This window comes from Caenispirillum salinarum, assembly GCF_044803115.1.
GTDB lineage: Bacteria > Pseudomonadota > Alphaproteobacteria > Rhodospirillales > Rhodospirillaceae > Caenispirillum > Caenispirillum salinarum_A.
The window spans coordinates 3,968,635-3,986,092 of record NZ_CP085224.1; the positions used below are offsets into that span (position 1 = coordinate 3,968,635).

Genomic DNA, 17,458 nt, shown 5'->3' on the forward strand with positions numbered 1-17,458 from the left:
TCGGTCTCCTCAGCGTTCGGGCGGGCGCCAGGTGACGCCGTGGTCGGCGAAGATGCGCTTCATGGTGCCGTCGGCCTCCATGGCGTCGATCACGTCGCCGACCGCATAGCCGAGCGCCCGGTAGGTGTGCTTGACCGCCGCGCCCACGTCCCACGACACCTTCATCAGGCCGGGTGTGGGGACGGTGGCGATCTCGAAGCGTTCGCGGTGGTCCTTCAGGCCCGCCTCAAGCTGGCTCACGGGTGCCATGACGCCGGCGACCTCCCCCCTCACGAGCGCGTCCACGGCCTCCATGGGTGTGGTGAAACGCACCATGCCGGGCAGCAGGCGACCGCCGAAGGCGCCGGAAAGATAAAGATCGGGCAGGCTGTCCAGTTCCACGGCGATCTTCTCGTAGGCGAAGACGGGCAGCGTCTCCACCCCGCCGGTGCGGACGGGATCGCGGGCGACCAGGAACTCGTCGCGGTAATAGGCGCCGAACAGCACCACCAGGTCGTTGCGGATGTTCAGCTCGCGGTCGACGGGCATGTGCAGCATGACGTCGGCGACACCGCCGCCCAGGTAATGCCCCTTCCAGACGCCGTTGCGCAGGTCGTCGTCGACGTTCTCGTCGGCGGTCAGCTCCATGTAGTTGACCTTGAGCCCCATGCGGTCGGCGATCTCGCGGCCGATGTCGACGTCGATGCCGACCAGTTTCCCCGCGTCGTCGCGGTAGGAGAACGGCGGGAAGTCGCGGTAGACGCCGATGCGGATGGAGCCCTTCTCCATGATCTCGTCAAGCGACAGGGCGTGGCCGATGGTCGGCCACGCCCCGGTCAGCAGGACGGCGAGAAGAACGGTCAGGAGGCGGGTGATACCCATCGTTTCCCTCTCGCGCTCGAGGATCACTCCTCGGTGTACTGCTCTTCAACGTAGGCGCGGATGGCCCACAGGGCTTCCTGGCTGAGGGTTTCCTCAAACGCGGGCATGTAGGTCATGCCGTTGCGCACCACGCCGTTGCGCACGCGCATGACGAACCACTCGTCGCCCTCCATGCCCTGCGGCAGGTAGCGCAGGTCGGGCGCCACGCCGCCGGAGATGACCTCCAGGCCGTGGCAGCGGGCGCAGTTCTGGTTGTAGGCAGAGGCGCCGATCTCGATGGCCTTGGCGTCGCCGCGATAGGGGTTCTCTTCCACCCATTCGTCGCCGAGGGGCACGAGGCCGGTCACGTCGACCGCCTGGGGTGTCACGTCGCCGTGGGCGACGGCGGCCGTCGGCAGGGCGGAGGCACCGGCGAAGGCGGCGAGACCGGCGATGGCGAGGGCGGAGGCGGTGCGAAGGAAGAAGGTCATGGGGCCGTTCCTCGGATAAACGCTGTGGCGGTGGATGAAGCTGGCGCCTTGCGCCGTCGTCTTCGTCGTCGGGTCTGGTCGTCGTCGTCACCGTCTCTTGCAGGCTAGCGGGGGAAGCCGGGGGCGCGGTAGACGACTTTGGTACGATGCCGGCGGGCGATCTTCAGGCGGTCGCGGCCGGCAGCTCGTCGGCGCGCGGCGCGGGGCCTGCGGCGTCCAGCTCGGCGGTCTCGGCATCGGTGAACACGCGCGAGCGGGTGATGAACCGCACCCCCTCCGGCGCTTCCAGCGAGAAGCCGCTGCCGCGTCCGGGGGTGACGTCGATGGTCAGCTGCGTGTGCTTCCAGTACTCGAACTGGGCGGCGCCGATGAACACGCGGCAGCCGGCGACGGTGCCCAGGTAGACATCGGAGTGGCCGACCCGGAAGTCGCCCTCGGGGTAGCACATGGGCGCCGATCCATCGCAGCAGCCGCCGGACTGGTGGAACATCAGGGGGCCGTGCGTGCCGCGCAGCCGCTCGATGACGGCTTCGGCGTCGGGGGTGACGGTGACGCGGTCGACCATGGCGGCGGCTCCTGCGGGGATCGGGAAGAAGACCCGGAGCCGGCCGGGGAGCCCGGCTCCGGGTGTCGCGCGCGGGGCTCTTAGAAGAAGCCCAGCGCGTTCGGGCTGTAGCTGACCAGCAGGTTCTTGGTCTGCTGGTAGTGCGAGAGCATCATCTTGTGGGTCTCGCGGCCGATGCCCGACTGCTTGTAGCCACCGAAGGCGGCGTGCGCCGGATACAGGTGGTAGCAGTTGGTCCACACGCGGCCGGCCTGGATGCCCCGGCCCATGCGGTAGGCGGTGTTCATGTCGCGGCTCCACACGCCCGCACCCAGGCCGTAGAGCGTGTCGTTGGCAATTTCCAGCGCCTCGGCCTCGTCCTTGAAGGTGGTCACCGAGACGACCGGGCCGAAGATTTCCTCCTGGAAGATGCGCATCTTGTTGTGGCCCTCGAACACCGTCGGCTGCACGTAGAAGCCGCTGTCGAGGTCACCGCCAAGCTCGGCCTTGCCGCCGCCGGTGAGCACCTTCGCACCCTCGCGCTTGCCGATGTCGATGTAGCTGAGGATCTTCTCCAGCTGGTCGACGGACGCCTGGGCGCCGATCATGGTGCTGGGATCGAGCGGGCTGCCCTGCTTGATCTGCTGCACGCGCTTGATGGCGCGGTCCATGAAGTCGTCGTAGATGCTTTCCTGCACCAGCACGCGCGACGGGCAGGTGCACACCTCGCCCTGGTTCAGGGCGAACAGCGCGAAGCCTTCCAGCGCCTTGTCGAAGAAGGCGTCGTCTTCGTTCATCACATCGGCGAAGAAGACGTTCGGCGACTTGCCGCCCAGCTCCAGCGTCACCGGAATGATGTTTTCCGAGGCATACTGCATGATGAGCCGGCCGGTGGTGGTTTCACCCGTGAAGGCCACCTTGGCGATGCGCGGGCTGGTCGCCAGCGGCTTGCCGGCTTCCACGCCGAAGCCGTTGACCACGTTCAGCACGCCCGGCGGCAGGATGTCGGCGATGATGTCCATCACCACCATGATCGACATGGGCGTCTGCTCGGCGGGCTTGAGCACCACGCAGTTGCCCGCCGCCAGCGCCGGGGCGATCTTCCAGGCGGCCATGAGGATGGGGAAGTTCCACGGAATGATCTGGCCGACGACGCCCAGCGGCTCGTGGAAGTGGTAGGCCACCGTGTCGCCGTCGATCTCGCCCATGGTGCCTTCCTGGGCACGGATGCAGCCGGCGAAGTAGCGGAAGTGGTCGATGGCCAGCGGCAGGTCGGCGGCGGTGGTCTCGCGGATCGGCTTGCCGTTGTCGGTGGTCTCGATCAGCGCCAGCAGCGGCAGGTACTGCTCCATGCGGTCGGCGATCTTGTTGAGGATCGCGGCGCGCTGGGCCACCGGCGTCTTGCCCCAGGACGGGAACGCCTTGTGGGCGGCGTCCAGCGCCTTTTCCACGTCCTCGGCGGTGGAGCGGGCGACTTCGCACACCGGCTGGCCGTTCACGGGGCTGATGTTGGAGAAGTACTGCCCCTTCACCGGCGCGACCCATTCGCCGCCGATGAAGTTCTCGTAGCGCTCGCGGATGGCGAACTTGGTCTGGATCTTGTCGAGTTCCTGCTGGAGCATGATGTTCCCTCCTAAGGCCACATTGATAGCGGGTCGGTGTGTGGAGGGACTATGCCCGCGGCGGCGGCGATTTCTCCATTCAACTTTGGTACACGGCAGTCTGGCCGTATTTTTACTTGGGAGAGACGAACAAGGCGGGCAGCGTGCCGAGACTACGCCGGCGATCACCAGAAGGAGAACCCGTACAATAGTCGCATTGCCGCCGGACGGCTCCGCGCGCGACCATGATTTCCCTTGTGCACCAGGGATCAAGGAGGCTCCGCGTCCCCCATGCGCCGCACCGGATTTCTCGCCGCCCTCTGCCTGTCGACCGCCCTCGCCTCCCTGCCCGCCGTCGCCGCCGAACAGGCCATGCAGGCCGTCGACATCGGCTGGCTGACCAAGGAGCGCGACCTGCCGCCCGTCCTGTCCAACCTGGACGACATCCCCGCCGACAAGGGCGTGGCCGGGGCGCGGCTCGGCATCTCCGACAACGACACCACCGGCCGCTTCATGGGCCACGACTACACGCTGACGGAAGTGGTCGTGCCGCTGGAGGGCGACGTGGCCGACGGCTTCCGGCAACTGCGCGAAAGCGGCCACCGCCTCATCGTCACCGACCTGACGGCGGAGGAACTGAAGCAGGTGGCCGCGCTGCCCGAGGCCGCCGACACGCTCATCTTCAACGCCGGCGCGCCAGACGATGCCCTGCGGCAGTCGGCGTGCTTGGCGAACGTGCTGCACACCCTGCCCTCGCGCGCCATGCTGGCCGATGCGCTGGCGCAGTTCCTGGTGAAGAAACGCTGGCGGGAGTGGTTCCTGGTGATTGGCCCGGCCGAGGGCGACAAGGCCTTCGCCGCCGCCGTTCGCCGCGCCGCCGCCCGCTTCGGCGCCGAGATCGTGGCGGAGAAGGAATGGCAGTGGGACCACGACATCCGCCGCACCGCGCACGAGGAAATCCCGCTCGTCACGCAGGAGGTCGACTATCAGATGCTGATCGTCGCCGACGAGCGCGGCGATTTCGGCGAGTACACCCCCTACAACACCTGGGAGCCCACGCTTGTGGCAGGCACCCAGGGCCTCGTCCCCACCGCCTGGCATCGCGTGGTGGAGCAGTGGGGCGCGGTGCAGCTTCAGAACCGCTTCGAGGAGATGGCCGACCGCCCCATGGGCCCGGAAGACTACGCGGCCTGGGCCGCCGTGCGCTCGGTCGGGGAGGCGGTGACGCGGCAGAACACGGTGGCGTTCGAGCCAATCGACGCCTTCATCCGCTCCGACGCCTTCGAGCTGGCGGGCTTCAAGGGCCGCAAGCTGACCTACCGGCCGTGGAACGGCCAGCTCCGCCAGCCCATCCCGCTCGCCGCCCCGCGCGCCCTGGTGGCACTGGCGCCCATGGAGGGCTTCCTGCACCAGACCACCGAACTGGACACGCTCGGGTACGACGCGCCCGAGGTGGACTGCGACCGATGAGAAAGGACACGTCCATGCGCCTGCGCGCTTCCCTGCTGGCCCTCGGCCTGGGCCTTGCCGCCTCGCCCGCGCTGGCCGCCGGCACGCTCTATGTCTCCAACGAAAAGGACGACAACCTGTCGGTGGTGGACATCGAGACGCTGGAAGTCATCGACACCATTCCCGTCGGCATGCGCCCGCGCGGCATCACGCTCAGCAAGGACCAGAAGACGCTGTATATCTGCGCGTCGGACAGCGACGCCGTGCAGGTGATGGACATCGAAAGCCGGAAAATCCTCCACAACCTGCCGTCGGGCGACGACCCGGAGCAGTTCGCCCTGCACCCCGACGACCGGCACCTCTACATCGCCAACGAGGACGACGCCATCGTCACCGTGGTCGACACGCAAAGCCGCCAGGTGGTGGAGCAGATCGACGTCGGCGTGGAGCCCGAGGGCATGGCCGTCAGCCACGACGGCAAGTGGGCGGTGAACACCAGCGAGACCACCAACATGGTCCACTGGATCGACACGGCCACGCAGACCCTTGTCGCCAACACCCTGGTGGATCAGCGGCCCCGCCACGCCGTCTTCACCAGGGACGACAGCCTGCTGTGGGTGTCGTCGGAGATCGGCGGGACAGTCTCCATCATCGACGTCGAGAGCAAGGAGATCGTGCAGAAGATTTCCTTCGAGCTTCCCAACATCCACCCCGACCGCATCCAGCCCGTGGGCATGGAGCTGACCAGCGACGGAAGCACGGCCTTCATCTCGCTCGGCCCCGCCAACCACGTCGCCGTGGTGGACGCGCAGACCTACGAGGTGAAAGACTACCTGCTGGTCGGCCGGCGCGTCTGGCACATGACGCTGACCCCCGACGAGAAGCTTCTGTTCACCGCCAACGGCGTCTCCGGCGACGTCTCCGTCATCGACGTGGAAGACATGAGCGTGCGCAAGACCATCAAGGTGGGCCGCTACCCCTGGGGCCTGGCGATCGTGGAATGACCGACAGCGCGGCCCTGGTCATACGTGGTCTCAGCTTCGCCTACGGCGCGCGGGCGGCGCTGGAGGATGTGTCCTTCCATGTGCCCGCCGGCGGGGTGACGGCCCTGCTCGGACCGAACGGCGCGGGCAAGAGCACGCTGATGACGCTGACCGCCGGCCTCTTGAAGCCGCCGCCGGGGACCGTCACCGTGCTCGGGCACGACATGGCGGCGGCCCCGCGCAAGGCGCTGGCGCGCACCGGCATCGTCTTCCAGCAGCCGACGCTCGACCTCGACCTGACGGTGGCCCAGAACCTGCGCGTCTTCGCCAGCCTGCACGGCCTGCCGCGCAAGACTGCCGAGGCCCGCATGGCCGAGGAACTGGCGCGCCTGGACCTGACGGGTCGCGCGAAGGAGAAAGTCCGCGCGCTGAACGGCGGCCACCGCCGGCGGGTGGAGATCGCGCGCGCGCTCATGCACAAGCCGGACCTTCTGCTGCTGGACGAGGCGACCGTCGGCCTGGACGTGCCCACCCGCAAGGCGCTGGTGGCCCACGTCCATGCGCTCGCCCGCGACACCGGGCTCGCGGTGCTGTGGACCACGCACCTGATCGACGAGGTCGACCCCGCCGCCGACCGGGTGGTGGTGCTGCACAAGGCGCGCGTGCGGGCGGAGGGTGCTGTGGCCGACGTGCTGAAGCAGGCCGGCGCCGACGACCTCGCCACCGCGTTCGACCGCCTCACCGGCCCCGATGCCGCACCGCTGACGGAGGCCGCCCAATGAGCGCCGCCCTCATCGCCCTGCGGGGCATCATCGCGCGGGAAATCCTGCGCTTCGTCCACCAGCGCAGCCGGTTCCTGGGCGCCCTGGTCCGGCCGCTGATCTGGCTGCTGGTCTTCGCCGCCGGCTTCCGGGCGGCGCTCGGCGTCTCCATCATGCCGCCGTATGAGACCTACATCACCTACGAGCTTTACATCCTTCCGGGCCTGGTCGGCATGATCCAGCTGTTCAACGGAATGCAAAGCAGCCTGTCGATGGTCTACGACCGCGAGATGGGCTCCATGCGCGTGCTGCTGACCAGCCCCCTGCCCCGCTGGTGGCTGCTGGTGTGCAAGCTGTTGGCGGGCACGGTGGTCTCCATCCTCCAGGTCTATGCCTTCCTGCTGATCGCGCGCCTGTTCGGCATCGAGACGCCGGGATGGGGGTTGCTCGCCGTGCTGCCGGCCCTGGTCGCCAGCGGCATGATGCTGGGGGCGCTGGGGCTGCTGCTGTCGTCGGCCATCAAGCAGCTGGAGAACTTCGCGGGCGTGATGAACTTCGTGGTCTTCCCGCTGTTCTTCTGCTCGTCCGCCCTCTACCCGCTGTGGAAGATGCGCGAGAGCAGCGTGATCCTGTATCAGATCTGCGCCGTGAATCCCTTCACCCATGCCGTGGAGCTGATCCGCTTCGCCCTGTACCTGGAGTTCAACGCCGCCGCGCTGGGGTGGACGCTGCTGGCGGGTGCTGTGTTCCTGGGGCTGGCGGTGCTGGGCTACGACCCGGCGCGGGGCCTGATGAAACGCAAGGCGGCGGAGGCCTGATGACCATGCGCACACTGATCCTCGGCCTTCTGCTGGCCGTCGCCGCCCCCGCCCTTGCACAAGTGGAGGCACCGGCGGGCTACCGCATGGACCACTACCGCGCGCCGGTGCCCGACCATGTGCCCGGCGGCCGGGTGATCGGCATCGACGAGGCGCGCACCCTGCACGAAAGCGGCGGCGCGGTCTTCATCGACGTCATCCCCGCCACCCGCCACGACACGGGCGACGGCGGGAGTGCCTGGACCCGGCCCGCCCCGCGCGAGAACATCCCCGGCTCCCTCTGGCTGCCCAACACCGGCAAAGGCGACATCACCCCGGAAGACGCCGCCTGGCTGCGCAAGCACCTGGACCGGCTGGCGGCGGAGAAGCCGGGTGCTGGCCTTGTCTTCTACTGCATGGCCGATTGCTGGATGTCGTGGAACGCCGCCAAGCGCGCCGCCGCCTGGGACTACGGCCCGGTGCTCTGGTTCCCCGCCGGCACCGACGACTGGGCCGCCGCCGGCCTGCCGCTGGAGCCGGGCGCCCCGCCGCCCTGGCCGTGATCCCCCCGGCACCAAAGACTTATTCCCTTTCCGGCGTCCTTCGTCGCATGATGAGGATAAACACCGGCGAGCAGGGCCAACCCGCCGCCGATCATGCCAGGGAGGGCGTCCTACCATGCTCAACACGCCGCGCGTGCGGCGGGGTTACTCCCGCGCCGATCAGCCCGACCAGGCCGTGCGGGAACTGGCGAACGACCTGGCGCAGCCCGACGCGGCGCTGGTGATCGCCTTTGCGTCCTCCACCTATCCCCGTCGCGCGCTCGCCGCCGAGTTGACCGCGGCCTTTCCCGACACCTGCGTCGTCGGCTGCACGACCGCCGGCGAATTGACCCCGCTCGGCTACCGGCGCGGCACGTTGACCGGCGTCAGCCTTGCCGCGCCCGAGTTCCAGGCGGTGGCGCGGCGCATCGACAATCTCGAGGAATTTTCCGTCGCCGACGGGGTGGAACTGGTACAGGACGGCCTGACCAATCTCAGCCGCCGGATGCCGGGCATGCGCACCGATCAGGTGTTCGCCATGCTGCTCATCGACGGTCTGTCGGCCTGCGAGGAACGGGTGGTTTCGGGCCTCTACCAGGCGCTGGGCGAAATCCCGCTGTTCGGCGGCTCGGCCGGCGATGACCTGGCGTTCCAGGAAACCGGCGTGCTGTACGGCGGGGCGTTCCACAGCAATGCCGCCGTGCTGCTGCTGGTGGCGACGCAGAACCCTTTCGAGGTGTTCAAGACCGAGCACTTCGTCGCGTCCGACGAGAAGATGGTCGTCACCGAGGCCGATCCCACCCGCCGCGTGGTGACCGAGATCAACGCCGAGCCCGCCGCGCTGGAATACGCGCGCGTCCACGGCGTGCAGATCGACGAACTCACGCCCATGATGTTCGCCGCGCACCCGGTGGTGGTGAAGGTGGGCGGCGTGCCCTACGTGCGCTCCATCCAGAAGGTGAACCCCGACGGCAGCCTGACCTTCTATTGCGCCATCGACGAGGGCATCGTGCTGACCGCCGCCACCGGCGTCGACCTCACGGAAAACCTGCGCGACGCCTTCCGCCGCGTGCAATCGCGCATCGGGCCGGCGCAGCTTGTCATCGGCTGCGACTGCATCCTGCGGAACCTGGAACTGGCGCAGAACGACATCCTGGACGACGTCTCGTGCCTGCTGGCCGACCAGCGCGTCATCGGCTTCAACACCTACGGCGAGCAGTTCGGCGCCATGCATGTCAACCAGACCTTCACCGGCGTGGCGATCGGCTATGGCGGCTGACGGCGACCCGAAAACGGCCGTCTCGGCCGAGGAGCGCGTTGCGGCCCTGGAGCACGAGAACGCCAAGCTGCGCAAGATCAACAAGGTCCTGATGGACCGGGTCGAGCGCAGCATGGACTACCAGGGCAATGCGTTTTCCCTGTTCCAGACGGCCATCGTGCTGGAAAACCGCATCCGCGAGCGCACCCAGGCGCTGGAAAAGGCCCTGCGGGATCTGGAACGCACCAACCGCGACCTTTCCATCGCCAAGGACCAGGCGGAAAGCGCCCAGACGCTGCTGCGCGAGGCCATCGAGACCATCTCGGAAGGCTTCATCCTGTGCGACGCCGACGACAGGGTGGTGCTGCTGAACACCAAGTTCCGGCTGCTTTGGCCCGGCCTGTCCGACCACATCCACCCCGGCATGCCCTTTTCCGAGGTGGCGCGCCGGGCGCTGGAGCTGGACATCGTGGAGGTCATGGACAGCGCCCCGGGCGGGCGCCCGACGGTGGAGACCGCCGGCGACTGGCTGCGCTTCCGCATGCGCCAGCACCGCGACCCCGGCGAACCCATCGTCGTCAAGCTGACCAACGGCACCTGGATCCAGATCAACGAGCGCCCCACCAAGGACGGCGGCATCGTCGGCATCTACACCGACATCACCCAGATCAAGGTCGCCGAGGCCCGCCAGCGCGAGCGGGAGCTGGCGGAAAAGTCGGTGCTGCTGCAGGCGACGCTCGACACCATCACCCAGGGCATCTCCGTGTTCGACGGCGGCTTCCGGCTGGTGGCCTGGAACGAGGGCTTCCCCAAGCTGCTGGACATCGACCCCAACGCCGTGACCCTGCACACGGGGCTGGAGAAGTTCCTGCGCAACCCCACCATCCGCGCCCAGCTTCTGGTCGACGACGACCCCGAGACCTGGCGCGACAGCCTGGACCTGCCGGCGGTACTTGAACACCGCACGGCATCCGGCCGGGTGCTGGAGGTGCGGCGCAATCCCATGCCCGGCGGCGGTTTCGTCAGTACGTATACGGACATCACGGCCCGCAAGCGGTCGGAGGAGGCGCTGCGCGACAGCGAGCGCCGCCTGCGCCTCATCACCGATGCCATGCCGGCGCTCATCGCCTATGTGGACAGCGACCGCCGCTATCGCTTCACCAACCGCGGCTACGAGGACTGGTTCGGCCGCCCGCGCGACGAGATCAACGGCCGCGAGATGGACGAGGCGCTCGGCCCCACCCTCTACCGCCTGCGCAAGCCCTATGTGGACCGCGCGCTGGCCGGCGAGCCGGTGACCTTCGAGATGCACCTGCCCACCGAGGAAAGCAGTATCGAGTACGCCCATGCCACCTACGTCCCCCATGTGGCGCGCTCGGGCGAGGTGCTGGGCTTCTTCGCCCTGATCCAGGACATCACCGAACGCCGCCGCGCAGCCGAGGCGCTGCGAGAGGCCAAGGAAACCCTGGAAATCCGGGTGGAGGAACGCACGCGCGCCCTGACCACGCTGAACGAGGAGCTGCGCCACGCCAAGGCGGAGGCCGAGCAGGCCAACCTGTCCAAGACCAAGTTCCTGGCCGCCGCCAGCCACGACCTTTTGCAGCCCCTGAACGCCGCCCGCGTCTTTGCCGGCGCGCTGCAGGACCGCCGCATGTCCGGCCCCAACCGCGAGCTTCTGAACAACGTGACCGCGGCGCTGGAGGCGGTGGATGAGCTTCTGTCGGCGCTGCTGGAAATCTCGCGCCTGGATGCCGGCGTGCTGACCACCGACGTGCGCGACTTCCCCATCGCCGACCTGATGGCGACGCTGGCCGCCGAGCACGCGCCGCTGGCCCTGGCGCGCGGGCTGACGCTGCGCCACGTGCCGCGGTCCTGCGTGGTGCGCACCGACCAGCAACTGCTCAGCCGCGTGATGCGCAACTTCCTGTCCAACGCGCTGCGCTACACCGCCGAGGGCCGCATCCTGCTGGGCTGCCGCCGCCACCGCGACGGGCTGCTGGTCGGCGTGTGGGACACGGGCATCGGCATTCCACCTGACAAGCAGCGGGAAATCTTCGAGGAGTTCCGGCGGCTTCGCGCCAACCCCGACCGCCGGGGCGACAACGGCGTGGGCCTGGGCCTGGCCATCGTGGAGCGTATCGCCCGGCGCATGGGGCACCGCATCGTGGTGGAGTCCACCCCCGGCAAGGGCTCGTTCTTCGGCATCATCGTACCCAAGGGCGACCGCGCCGCCGTGCCGGTGGCCCGCCGCACGGCCCCGACACGGGCGCGCGACCGGGTGGCCGGCGCGACCGTGGCCGTCATCGACAACGAGGCGAGCATCCTGGCCGGAATGACGGCGCTGCTGAAGGGGTGGCACTGCAAGCCGATCACGGCGACGGACACGGAAAGCTTGCTGGCCGCCGTGGACTCGGCCGAAGTGGTGCCGGACGTCATCATCGCCGACTACCACCTGGCCGATGACGCCATCGGTCTGGATTCAGCCGCCGCCCTGCGCGCCCACCTGGGCCGCCCGGTGCCGACCATCGTCATCACCGCCGACCGGACCGAGGAGATCGCCAAGGCCGTCCGCGACCGGGGCTGGCACCTGATGACCAAGCCCGCCCGCCCCGCCCGCCTCCGCAGCCTGCTCGCCCATCTGCTGGCGGGGGGTGGTGTCGGCGGAGAGGGAGAGGGGTGAAGGGGCGCCTTACACGGGCGTCTTCACCTTCGCCGGCGCCTCCGTCGCGCCCTCGGCGGCGGCGGCCTTGCGCCTGGCCGTGTCCTCGGCCTGTTGCAGGCGCAGCGGTACGCGCTTCTCGAACTCGGTGATGTAGTCGCGGGTCAGCGGCACCGCCTCCTGGTGGCAGGCCAGTTGAATCTGGAAGATCATGTGGCTTTCGTGCCGAAAGGCCATTTCCGACGCCAGCAGATAGAACTCCCACATGCGGCAGAACCGCTCGTCATAGAGCGCCTTGGCCTTCTCGCGGTTGGCGGCGAAGCGTTCCGACCAGTGGCGCAGGGTCAGCGCATAGTGCAGGCGCAGCATCTCCACGTCGCAGCCGATCAGCCCCTGGCGCTCGACGGCCGCCATCGTTTCCGACAGCGCGGGAGAATAGCCGCCGGGGAAGATGTACTTGCGGATCCACGGGTTGGTGCCGCCCGGCGGGTCGGGGCGGCCGATGGTGTGCAGCAGCGCCACGCCGTCGGGCTTGAGCAGCGCGCGCACCTTCTCGAAGAACTCGTCATAGTGGCTGGCGCCGACGTGCTCGAACATGCCGACCGACACGATGCGATCGAAGCTGTCCTCCACCAGCCGGTAGTCCAGCAGGTGGAAGGTCACCTGGGCGTCCAGCCCTTCCTCGTTGGCGCGGCGGCGGGCGACGGTCAACTGCTCGGTCGACAGGGTGACGCCGGTGACATGCACGCCGAACTCGCGCGCCAGGTACAGCGCCATGCCGCCCCAGCCGCAGCCGATGTCCAGCACCCGCATCCCCGGCTCCAGAAGCAGCTTGGCGGCGATGTGGCGCTTCTTGGCTTCCTGCGCGACGTCCAGGCTTTCCGTGCCGGTGGGGAAGTAGGCGCAGGAATACTGGCGGTCGACGTCCAGGAACAGGTCGTACAGCTCGCCCGACAGGTCATAGTGGTGGGCGACGTTCTTGCGCGCGACGTGGACCGGGTTGTTCTGGTGCACCCACCGCAGGCCTCCGTTGACCCGGCTCTGGAGGTCCAGCAGCCAATGGCCGTCACCCCGATACATGTTGAACATCAGGCAGTTGAGGGTATCGCGCAGGGTGCCCTGGTCGATCTCGATACCGCCGTTCATGTAGCCCTCGCCGAAAGCCAGCGCCGGGTTGGTGACCAGCCGCCGGTGCAGGGCCTTGTCGGTCAGCCGCATGGTCACGGGGCCGGGCCGGTGCTCCGTCGGGACGTCGGTGAAGGGGCGGCCGCCGTAGCGGTGGGTGTTGCCGTCGGCATCGATCAGCGTGACGTCGCCGTAACGGATCAGGTTATCGAGAACCCGGTCGAGCAGCATGGGCATCCCCCTGTCTGGCGAAAGCGGCGGCTGGGTCAAAACCGCGACACTAAAATAATGGTGGGTGGCCGGGGAAGAACGTACAAGATGCCGCAAGGGATGCGGGGCCGGGCTACGCCGTCAGGGGAAGGTCCCGCCGGTCTCCAGCACCGTAATCAGCCGGTGGTAATAGGATGTGTCACAAGTGACGCCGGCTGTTTCTGCCTCGGCCAGGGATGAACACAGGTTCAGGGCCGCCGGCGGCCGCATGTCCTTTGACCGCTGCTGAAAGGCCGCCAGCGCCCGGCCGTCGCCGGCCCCGATCAGGTCGGCGCCGAGAAGCGGGCTCACCATGCCGCATGTCTCCAGAAGCGGAAACCGCACCAGCGGGTCCAGCGCGTTCAGAAGCCGCGGGCCGCACAATTGCGGCGGGAACCCCTTTTCCGGCTCCAGCCGCTCCACCAGTCTCTCGCAGGCGTGGATCAGGAAATCCAGCACCGGCGTCGCCGGCATGAACAGGCAAGCGGCGTTATGCACGTTGCGCCGCGCCACCGGCCGGGCGCCGGGCTTCGGCCCCGGCTGCACCCAGACCTCCACACCGAAGGCATGGGAATGATCGGCAGCCGCCGCATCAAGATCGGCGGAGAGGCGGCCGGGCGCGAACACCAGCACGTCGGCATCCAGCCATACCGCGCGCGCCGCGCCCTCGGCCAGCGCATCCCGCGCCCGCAACAGCCGCCCCAGGTCGGCCGCCGTCGCCATGCGGCCGTGATCGCGGCATTTGGCCATGTAGGCGGGCGGGATGCCGTCGAACAGCGCGTCATCGTCGAGCAGGCGGTAAGCATACCCATGAGCCTCGGCAAACGCCCGCACGCTGTCCAGGCACCGCCGCATCCAGGGCGGCGGATCGGGGCGGTGGGACTGCAGGAGGATGCGGTCGGCGGCGGACATGGCGGCGGCAGAGTAACCCGCCGCGCGTCCGCTCCGCTACCGCTTGCGCGCCAGGGTCAGGCCGTCGCCGATGGGCACCAAGACGTGGTCGACGCGGTCGTCGTCGGCGACAAGGCTGTTGAAGGCGCGGATGGCGCGGGTGTCGGCGTCGTCCTTGGCGTCGTCCACCACGTCGCCGTGCCACAGCACGTTGTCCACCGCCATCAGGCCGCCGGGCCTCAGGAGCGTCAGCGCCGACTCGTAATAGTCGGCGTAGTTCTCTTTGTCGGCGTCGATGAACGCCAGGTCGTAGGGCGGTGCGCCGTCGGCCGCGCGCTCGGCCTCCAGCGCCGACAGGGTGTCGAGCGCCGGCGCCAGCCGCAGGTCCATGCGCGTCGAAACACCGGCCCGGTCCCAGTAGCGGCGGGCGACGGCGGTATAGTCGGCGCTGACGTCGCAGCAGGTGACCGTAGCCCCGTCGTCGGGCAGGGCGAGGGCCATCCACAGCGAGGAATAGCCCGTGAAGGTGCCGACCTCCAGCACCCGCCGCGCCCCCGTCAGCTTCACCAGCAGGTGCAGAAGCTGGCCCTGTTCAGGGCTGGTCTGCATGCCCGCGCCCGCCATGCCGGCGGTTTCCTCGCGCAGTTCGGCCAGCACGGCCGGCTCGCGAACGCCGACGGCGCGCATGTAGGCCTCGAGCGCCTCCGACATGGGCGTGGTGGTGCGGGACATGAGCGGCTCCTCGGATTCAGGGGATCTGTCACCGCGACGGCGGCGGGGCGTCCGGGCGGGTGAGCAGGAAGACGGCGACGCAGGCCATGGTCCCTCCCACGGCCACCGGCACCAGCGGATCGGCCGCCGCCCAGGCGACATAGGCGAGGCTGAGCGCCATCAGGCTGACGGCGGCGACCTTGGCGCGGCGGGGCACGGCGCGATGCTCGTGCCAGGCCACCAGGGTCGGGCCGAAGCGCGGATGACCGTACAGCCACGCCAGCAGCCGCCGGGACGAGCGGGCGAAGGCCCAGGCGGCGACCAGCAGGAAGGGCGTCGTCGGCAGCACCGGCAGCACGGCCCCGGCCGCGCCCAGGCCGACGCAGGTGCAGCCCAGGACCAGAAGAAGCCAGCGCAGCGGCCCCGTCACCGGCCGCGGCCCGACGCCGTCATCGGCTTCGGACGCCGTCTGTTCAACCCGTGACGCCATGGCGCAGGACGCCTCCCAACGCGGTGAACCCATCCCGTGAGTGTGGGGGCCGGACGCCGGAAAATCCAGGGCCGTCGGGGCATCAGCGCCCGGTGCCGTCGCCCCGCACCGCGGCAAACGCCTCGCGCAGCGCATCGGTCAGGCCGACGGCGGTCAGCGGCTTGTGAAGCGTCGCCACCACGTCGGCCGCAAGGCCCATGGGCGTGGCGCTGCCCGAGATCGCGACCTCGGTCATCAGGATGACCCGCGGCGGCCGCTCCTGTTCGGGGCGCCTGCTCAACGCCGCAAGCGCCCGGTCCGCACCGTCCAGATCCACCACCAGCACGTCGGCCGCCGCCACGGCCAGGGTTGTTTCGATCAGGCGCCGGTCCTGCAACGCTACCGCCTCGAACCCCTCCGCCTCGGCGCTTTCGGCGATCATGTCGGCAACTTCCGGGTGGCCGTCGAGGGCGACGAGGAAGGGCTTCAGGAACTGGCTCATCGAGAGGACTTTCTTCATGCGATACCTGACGGGCATCGCGTGGCGCCGATACAGAGCGGGTTTACGGGCTGGGAACTAAAAAGGGTAATTCCTTACCAAACACCCTGTACAGCGCCAACGTTCAATCGTTCCGCGACTGCAACTGTAGTGCCGCACCGCCGGGGCCGTTATTTGGACGGACAGGACCGCCGAAGGGGTTCGCCGCCTCCCCCGAATCCCGTGACACTGCACGCGCACCGCGATGCGGCGGCGCAACATTCGCGCCAACGTGAATGCGCGTTGACATGGCTGTTCAAGCGCTTACCCTCGAAAAAGCCAGTATGGCGGTCGGGATTGGGGGCGCGGGAGGCGCCGCCGGTCCGCGGCCTGCCGTCGCAAACAAGCTGTTCAACGGGAGGAATACCGCATGATCTCCAGGCGTGGGTTCGTCGCCGCCACCGCCATCGCCGGTCTGGGTCTCGGCCTGACGGTCGCCGATGCGCAGGAAGCGCGGGCGCAGGACACCAACTACCTGCTCGCCACCGCGTCCACCGGCGGCACGTACTACCCCGTCGGCGTCGCGCTTGCGACCCTGACCAAGGTCAAGTTGCAGCCGGGCGAAGGCATCGGCATGTCGGCCATCAACTCGGCCGGCTCGGGCGAAAACATCAAGCTGATCCGCGAGAAGCAGGCCCAGTTCGCCATTCTCCAGGGCCTGTACGGCTACTACGCCGCCCAGGGCGTCGGCCCGCTGGAGCAGGAGGGCAAGCAGGATCATCTGCGCAGCGTCTCCATGCTGTGGCAGAACGTGGAGCACTTCGTCGTCGACGACGAGCACCGCGACAGCGGCACCATGAGCGATTTCGCCAACCTGCCGGAAGGCTCGAAGGTCGCGCTGGGCCGCCAGAACTCGGGCACGCTGGGCTCCAACCGCACCATCCTGGGCAACCTGGGCGTCGACATCGACGAGCATTTCGACCTGATGTACGCCGGCTACACCCCCTCGGCCGAGGCGCTGCAGAACGGCCAGGTGGCGGGCATCTCCACCCCCGCCGGCGTGCCGGTCGGCGCGGTGACGCAGCTGATGGCCGCCGCCGGCGGCTCGGTGGCGCCGCTGGACTTCACCGACGAGCAGGTGGCCGAGGCCAACGGCGAGATGGACCTGTGGAGCCGCTACACCATCCCCGCCGGCACCTACCCGGGCCAGGAGGCGGACTGGAACACCATCGCGCAGCCCAACTTCCTGGCGGTCCATGCCGACGTGCCGGAAGATCACGTCTACCTGATCACCAAGACCGTCTACGAAAACCTGCCCTTCCTGCAGGCAATCCACCCGGCCACCAAGGCCATGGCGCTGGAGAAGGCCATCGCCGGCCTGCCGGCTCCGCTGCACCCGGGTGCCGCCCGCTACTACGAGGAACAGGGCGTGGACATCCCGGAAAAGCTGATGGCGAAGTAAGCGCCGCCGGCTGATCCGAACCTCACCGGACCCCGCCCCGGCGCCTTCGCGCACCGGGGCGGGAGCCGTTTCGACAAGAACAGACCGCCGCCGCGCGCCCGCGCCCCACCCCTCGCGCGACTGACGCGAAAGACCGGCGCGGCGGAGC

17 protein-coding genes are annotated in these 17,458 nt (G+C 68.8%); 8 read left to right on the forward strand and 9 right to left on the reverse strand.

The features are described 5' to 3' along the window. Positions 1-9 precede the first annotated feature (9 nt). From LG334_RS18185 to adh, 4 genes are all read right to left on the reverse strand, one after another. Positions 10-861 (reverse strand): substrate-binding periplasmic protein, encoded by an 852-nt coding sequence (locus LG334_RS18185; protein WP_404380151.1) that lies wholly within the window; start codon positions 859-861, stop codon positions 10-12. A gap of 23 nt (positions 862-884) precedes the next feature. Then, entirely contained in the window at positions 885-1,331 is a 447-nt protein-coding gene (pedF, locus tag LG334_RS18190; protein WP_404380153.1) for a cytochrome c-550 PedF, read from the reverse strand. 163 nt (positions 1,332-1,494) lie between these two features. Further along, positions 1,495-1,896 (reverse strand): DUF779 domain-containing protein, encoded by a 402-nt coding sequence (locus LG334_RS18195; RefSeq protein WP_404380155.1) that lies wholly within the window; start codon positions 1,894-1,896, stop codon positions 1,495-1,497. An 80-nt stretch (positions 1,897-1,976) separates the two neighbouring features. Beyond that, positions 1,977-3,497 carry an aldehyde dehydrogenase gene (gene adh / locus LG334_RS18200; RefSeq protein WP_404380157.1) on the reverse strand — a complete coding sequence of 507 codons (1,521 nt, stop codon included), beginning with the start codon at positions 3,495-3,497 and terminating at the stop codon, positions 1,977-1,979. A 270-nt stretch (positions 3,498-3,767) separates the two neighbouring features. On the opposite strand from adh, the gene LG334_RS18205 reads away from it, so the two are divergent. The 7 genes from LG334_RS18205 (at position 3,768) to LG334_RS18235 (ending at position 11,946) form a co-directional block, all read left to right on the forward strand. After that, on the forward strand, positions 3,768-4,946 hold the full coding sequence (locus LG334_RS18205; RefSeq protein ID WP_404380159.1) for an ABC transporter substrate-binding protein: 1,179 nt from the start codon (positions 3,768-3,770) through the stop codon (positions 4,944-4,946). A gap of 14 nt (positions 4,947-4,960) precedes the next feature. After that, entirely contained in the window at positions 4,961-5,929 is a 969-nt protein-coding gene (locus LG334_RS18210) for a YVTN family beta-propeller repeat protein (protein WP_404380161.1), read from the forward strand. Continuing rightward, positions 5,926-6,690 carry an ABC transporter ATP-binding protein gene (locus LG334_RS18215; RefSeq protein ID WP_404380163.1) on the forward strand — a complete coding sequence of 255 codons (765 nt, stop codon included), beginning with the start codon at positions 5,926-5,928 and terminating at the stop codon, positions 6,688-6,690. The genes LG334_RS18210 and LG334_RS18215 overlap by 4 nt, the downstream gene beginning before the upstream one ends. After that, complete coding sequence (locus LG334_RS18220; protein ID WP_404380165.1) at positions 6,687-7,487, forward strand: ABC transporter permease; 801 nt, start codon at positions 6,687-6,689, stop codon at positions 7,485-7,487. Before LG334_RS18215 ends, LG334_RS18220 begins: the two co-directional genes overlap by 4 nt. Continuing rightward, complete coding sequence (locus LG334_RS18225) at positions 7,487-8,029, forward strand: PQQ-dependent catabolism-associated CXXCW motif protein (protein ID WP_404380167.1); 543 nt, start codon at positions 7,487-7,489, stop codon at positions 8,027-8,029. Before LG334_RS18220 ends, LG334_RS18225 begins: the two co-directional genes overlap by 1 nt. 115 nt (positions 8,030-8,144) lie before the next feature. Further along, the gene (nosP, locus tag LG334_RS18230; protein ID WP_404380169.1) at positions 8,145-9,287 is read left to right on the forward strand and encodes a nitric oxide-sensing protein NosP; all 1,143 of its coding nucleotides are present in this window, start codon (positions 8,145-8,147) and stop codon (positions 9,285-9,287) included. Beyond that, a complete protein-coding gene (locus tag LG334_RS18235; RefSeq protein WP_404380171.1) occupies positions 9,277-11,946 on the forward strand; it encodes a NahK/ErcS family hybrid sensor histidine kinase/response regulator in 2,670 nt (889 codons plus the stop codon). Before nosP ends, LG334_RS18235 begins: the two co-directional genes overlap by 11 nt. A 9-nt stretch (positions 11,947-11,955) precedes the next feature. Here LG334_RS18235 and LG334_RS18240 read toward each other — a convergent pair whose 3' ends face one another. From LG334_RS18240 to LG334_RS18260, 5 genes are all read right to left on the reverse strand, one after another. After that, complete coding sequence (locus LG334_RS18240; protein ID WP_404380173.1) at positions 11,956-13,287, reverse strand: class I SAM-dependent methyltransferase; 1,332 nt, start codon at positions 13,285-13,287, stop codon at positions 11,956-11,958. 114 nt (positions 13,288-13,401) lie between these two features. Then, positions 13,402-14,211, reverse strand: coding sequence for a hypothetical protein (locus LG334_RS18245; RefSeq protein WP_404380175.1), 810 nt, complete (start codon positions 14,209-14,211; stop codon positions 13,402-13,404). 36 nt (positions 14,212-14,247) lie between these two features. Then, the gene (locus LG334_RS18250; RefSeq protein WP_404380177.1) at positions 14,248-14,922 is read right to left on the reverse strand and encodes an O-methyltransferase; all 675 of its coding nucleotides are present in this window, start codon (positions 14,920-14,922) and stop codon (positions 14,248-14,250) included. 28 nt (positions 14,923-14,950) lie between these two features. Then, complete coding sequence (locus LG334_RS18255) at positions 14,951-15,391, reverse strand: YbaN family protein (RefSeq protein WP_404380179.1); 441 nt, start codon at positions 15,389-15,391, stop codon at positions 14,951-14,953. An 82-nt stretch (positions 15,392-15,473) separates the two neighbouring features. Further along, positions 15,474-15,872 carry a hypothetical protein gene (locus LG334_RS18260; protein ID WP_404380181.1) on the reverse strand — a complete coding sequence of 133 codons (399 nt, stop codon included), beginning with the start codon at positions 15,870-15,872 and terminating at the stop codon, positions 15,474-15,476. Positions 15,873-16,278: 406 nt separating this feature from the next. Here LG334_RS18260 and LG334_RS18265 point away from each other — a divergent pair, with 406 nt between their 5' ends. Further along, a complete protein-coding gene (locus LG334_RS18265) occupies positions 16,279-17,310 on the forward strand; it encodes a TAXI family TRAP transporter solute-binding subunit (RefSeq protein WP_404380183.1) in 1,032 nt (343 codons plus the stop codon). Positions 17,311-17,458 lie beyond the last annotated feature (148 nt).

What these genes read in the sequence shown, in the direction of transcription:
- LG334_RS18215 (WP_404380163.1), top strand. Translation starts at nt 5,926, where the DNA reads ATGACCGACAGCGCGGCCCTGGTCATACGTGGTCTCAGCTTCGCCTAC.
- LG334_RS18245 (WP_404380175.1), bottom strand. Translation starts at nt 14,211, where the DNA reads ATGTCCGCCGCCGACCGCATCCTCCTGCAGTCCCACCGCCCCGATCCG.
- LG334_RS18255 (WP_404380179.1), bottom strand. Translation starts at nt 15,391, where the DNA reads ATGGCGTCACGGGTTGAACAGACGGCGTCCGAAGCCGATGACGGCGTC.
- LG334_RS18260 (WP_404380181.1), bottom strand. Translation starts at nt 15,872, where the DNA reads ATGAGCCAGTTCCTGAAGCCCTTCCTCGTCGCCCTCGACGGCCACCCG.
- nosP (WP_404380169.1), top strand. Translation starts at nt 8,145, where the DNA reads ATGCTCAACACGCCGCGCGTGCGGCGGGGTTACTCCCGCGCCGATCAG.
- LG334_RS18205 (WP_404380159.1), top strand. Translation starts at nt 3,768, where the DNA reads ATGCGCCGCACCGGATTTCTCGCCGCCCTCTGCCTGTCGACCGCCCTC.
- LG334_RS18185 (WP_404380151.1), bottom strand. Translation starts at nt 861, where the DNA reads ATGGGTATCACCCGCCTCCTGACCGTTCTTCTCGCCGTCCTGCTGACC.
- LG334_RS18265 (WP_404380183.1), top strand. Translation starts at nt 16,279, where the DNA reads ATGATCTCCAGGCGTGGGTTCGTCGCCGCCACCGCCATCGCCGGTCTG.
- adh (WP_404380157.1), bottom strand. Translation starts at nt 3,497, where the DNA reads ATGCTCCAGCAGGAACTCGACAAGATCCAGACCAAGTTCGCCATCCGC.
- LG334_RS18225 (WP_404380167.1), top strand. Translation starts at nt 7,487, where the DNA reads ATGACCATGCGCACACTGATCCTCGGCCTTCTGCTGGCCGTCGCCGCC.
- LG334_RS18250 (WP_404380177.1), bottom strand. Translation starts at nt 14,922, where the DNA reads ATGTCCCGCACCACCACGCCCATGTCGGAGGCGCTCGAGGCCTACATG.
- LG334_RS18210 (WP_404380161.1), top strand. Translation starts at nt 4,961, where the DNA reads ATGCGCCTGCGCGCTTCCCTGCTGGCCCTCGGCCTGGGCCTTGCCGCC.
- LG334_RS18220 (WP_404380165.1), top strand. Translation starts at nt 6,687, where the DNA reads ATGAGCGCCGCCCTCATCGCCCTGCGGGGCATCATCGCGCGGGAAATC.
- LG334_RS18240 (WP_404380173.1), bottom strand. Translation starts at nt 13,287, where the DNA reads ATGCCCATGCTGCTCGACCGGGTTCTCGATAACCTGATCCGTTACGGC.
- LG334_RS18195 (WP_404380155.1), bottom strand. Translation starts at nt 1,896, where the DNA reads ATGGTCGACCGCGTCACCGTCACCCCCGACGCCGAAGCCGTCATCGAG.
- pedF (WP_404380153.1), bottom strand. Translation starts at nt 1,331, where the DNA reads ATGACCTTCTTCCTTCGCACCGCCTCCGCCCTCGCCATCGCCGGTCTC.
- LG334_RS18235 (WP_404380171.1), top strand. Translation starts at nt 9,277, where the DNA reads ATGGCGGCTGACGGCGACCCGAAAACGGCCGTCTCGGCCGAGGAGCGC.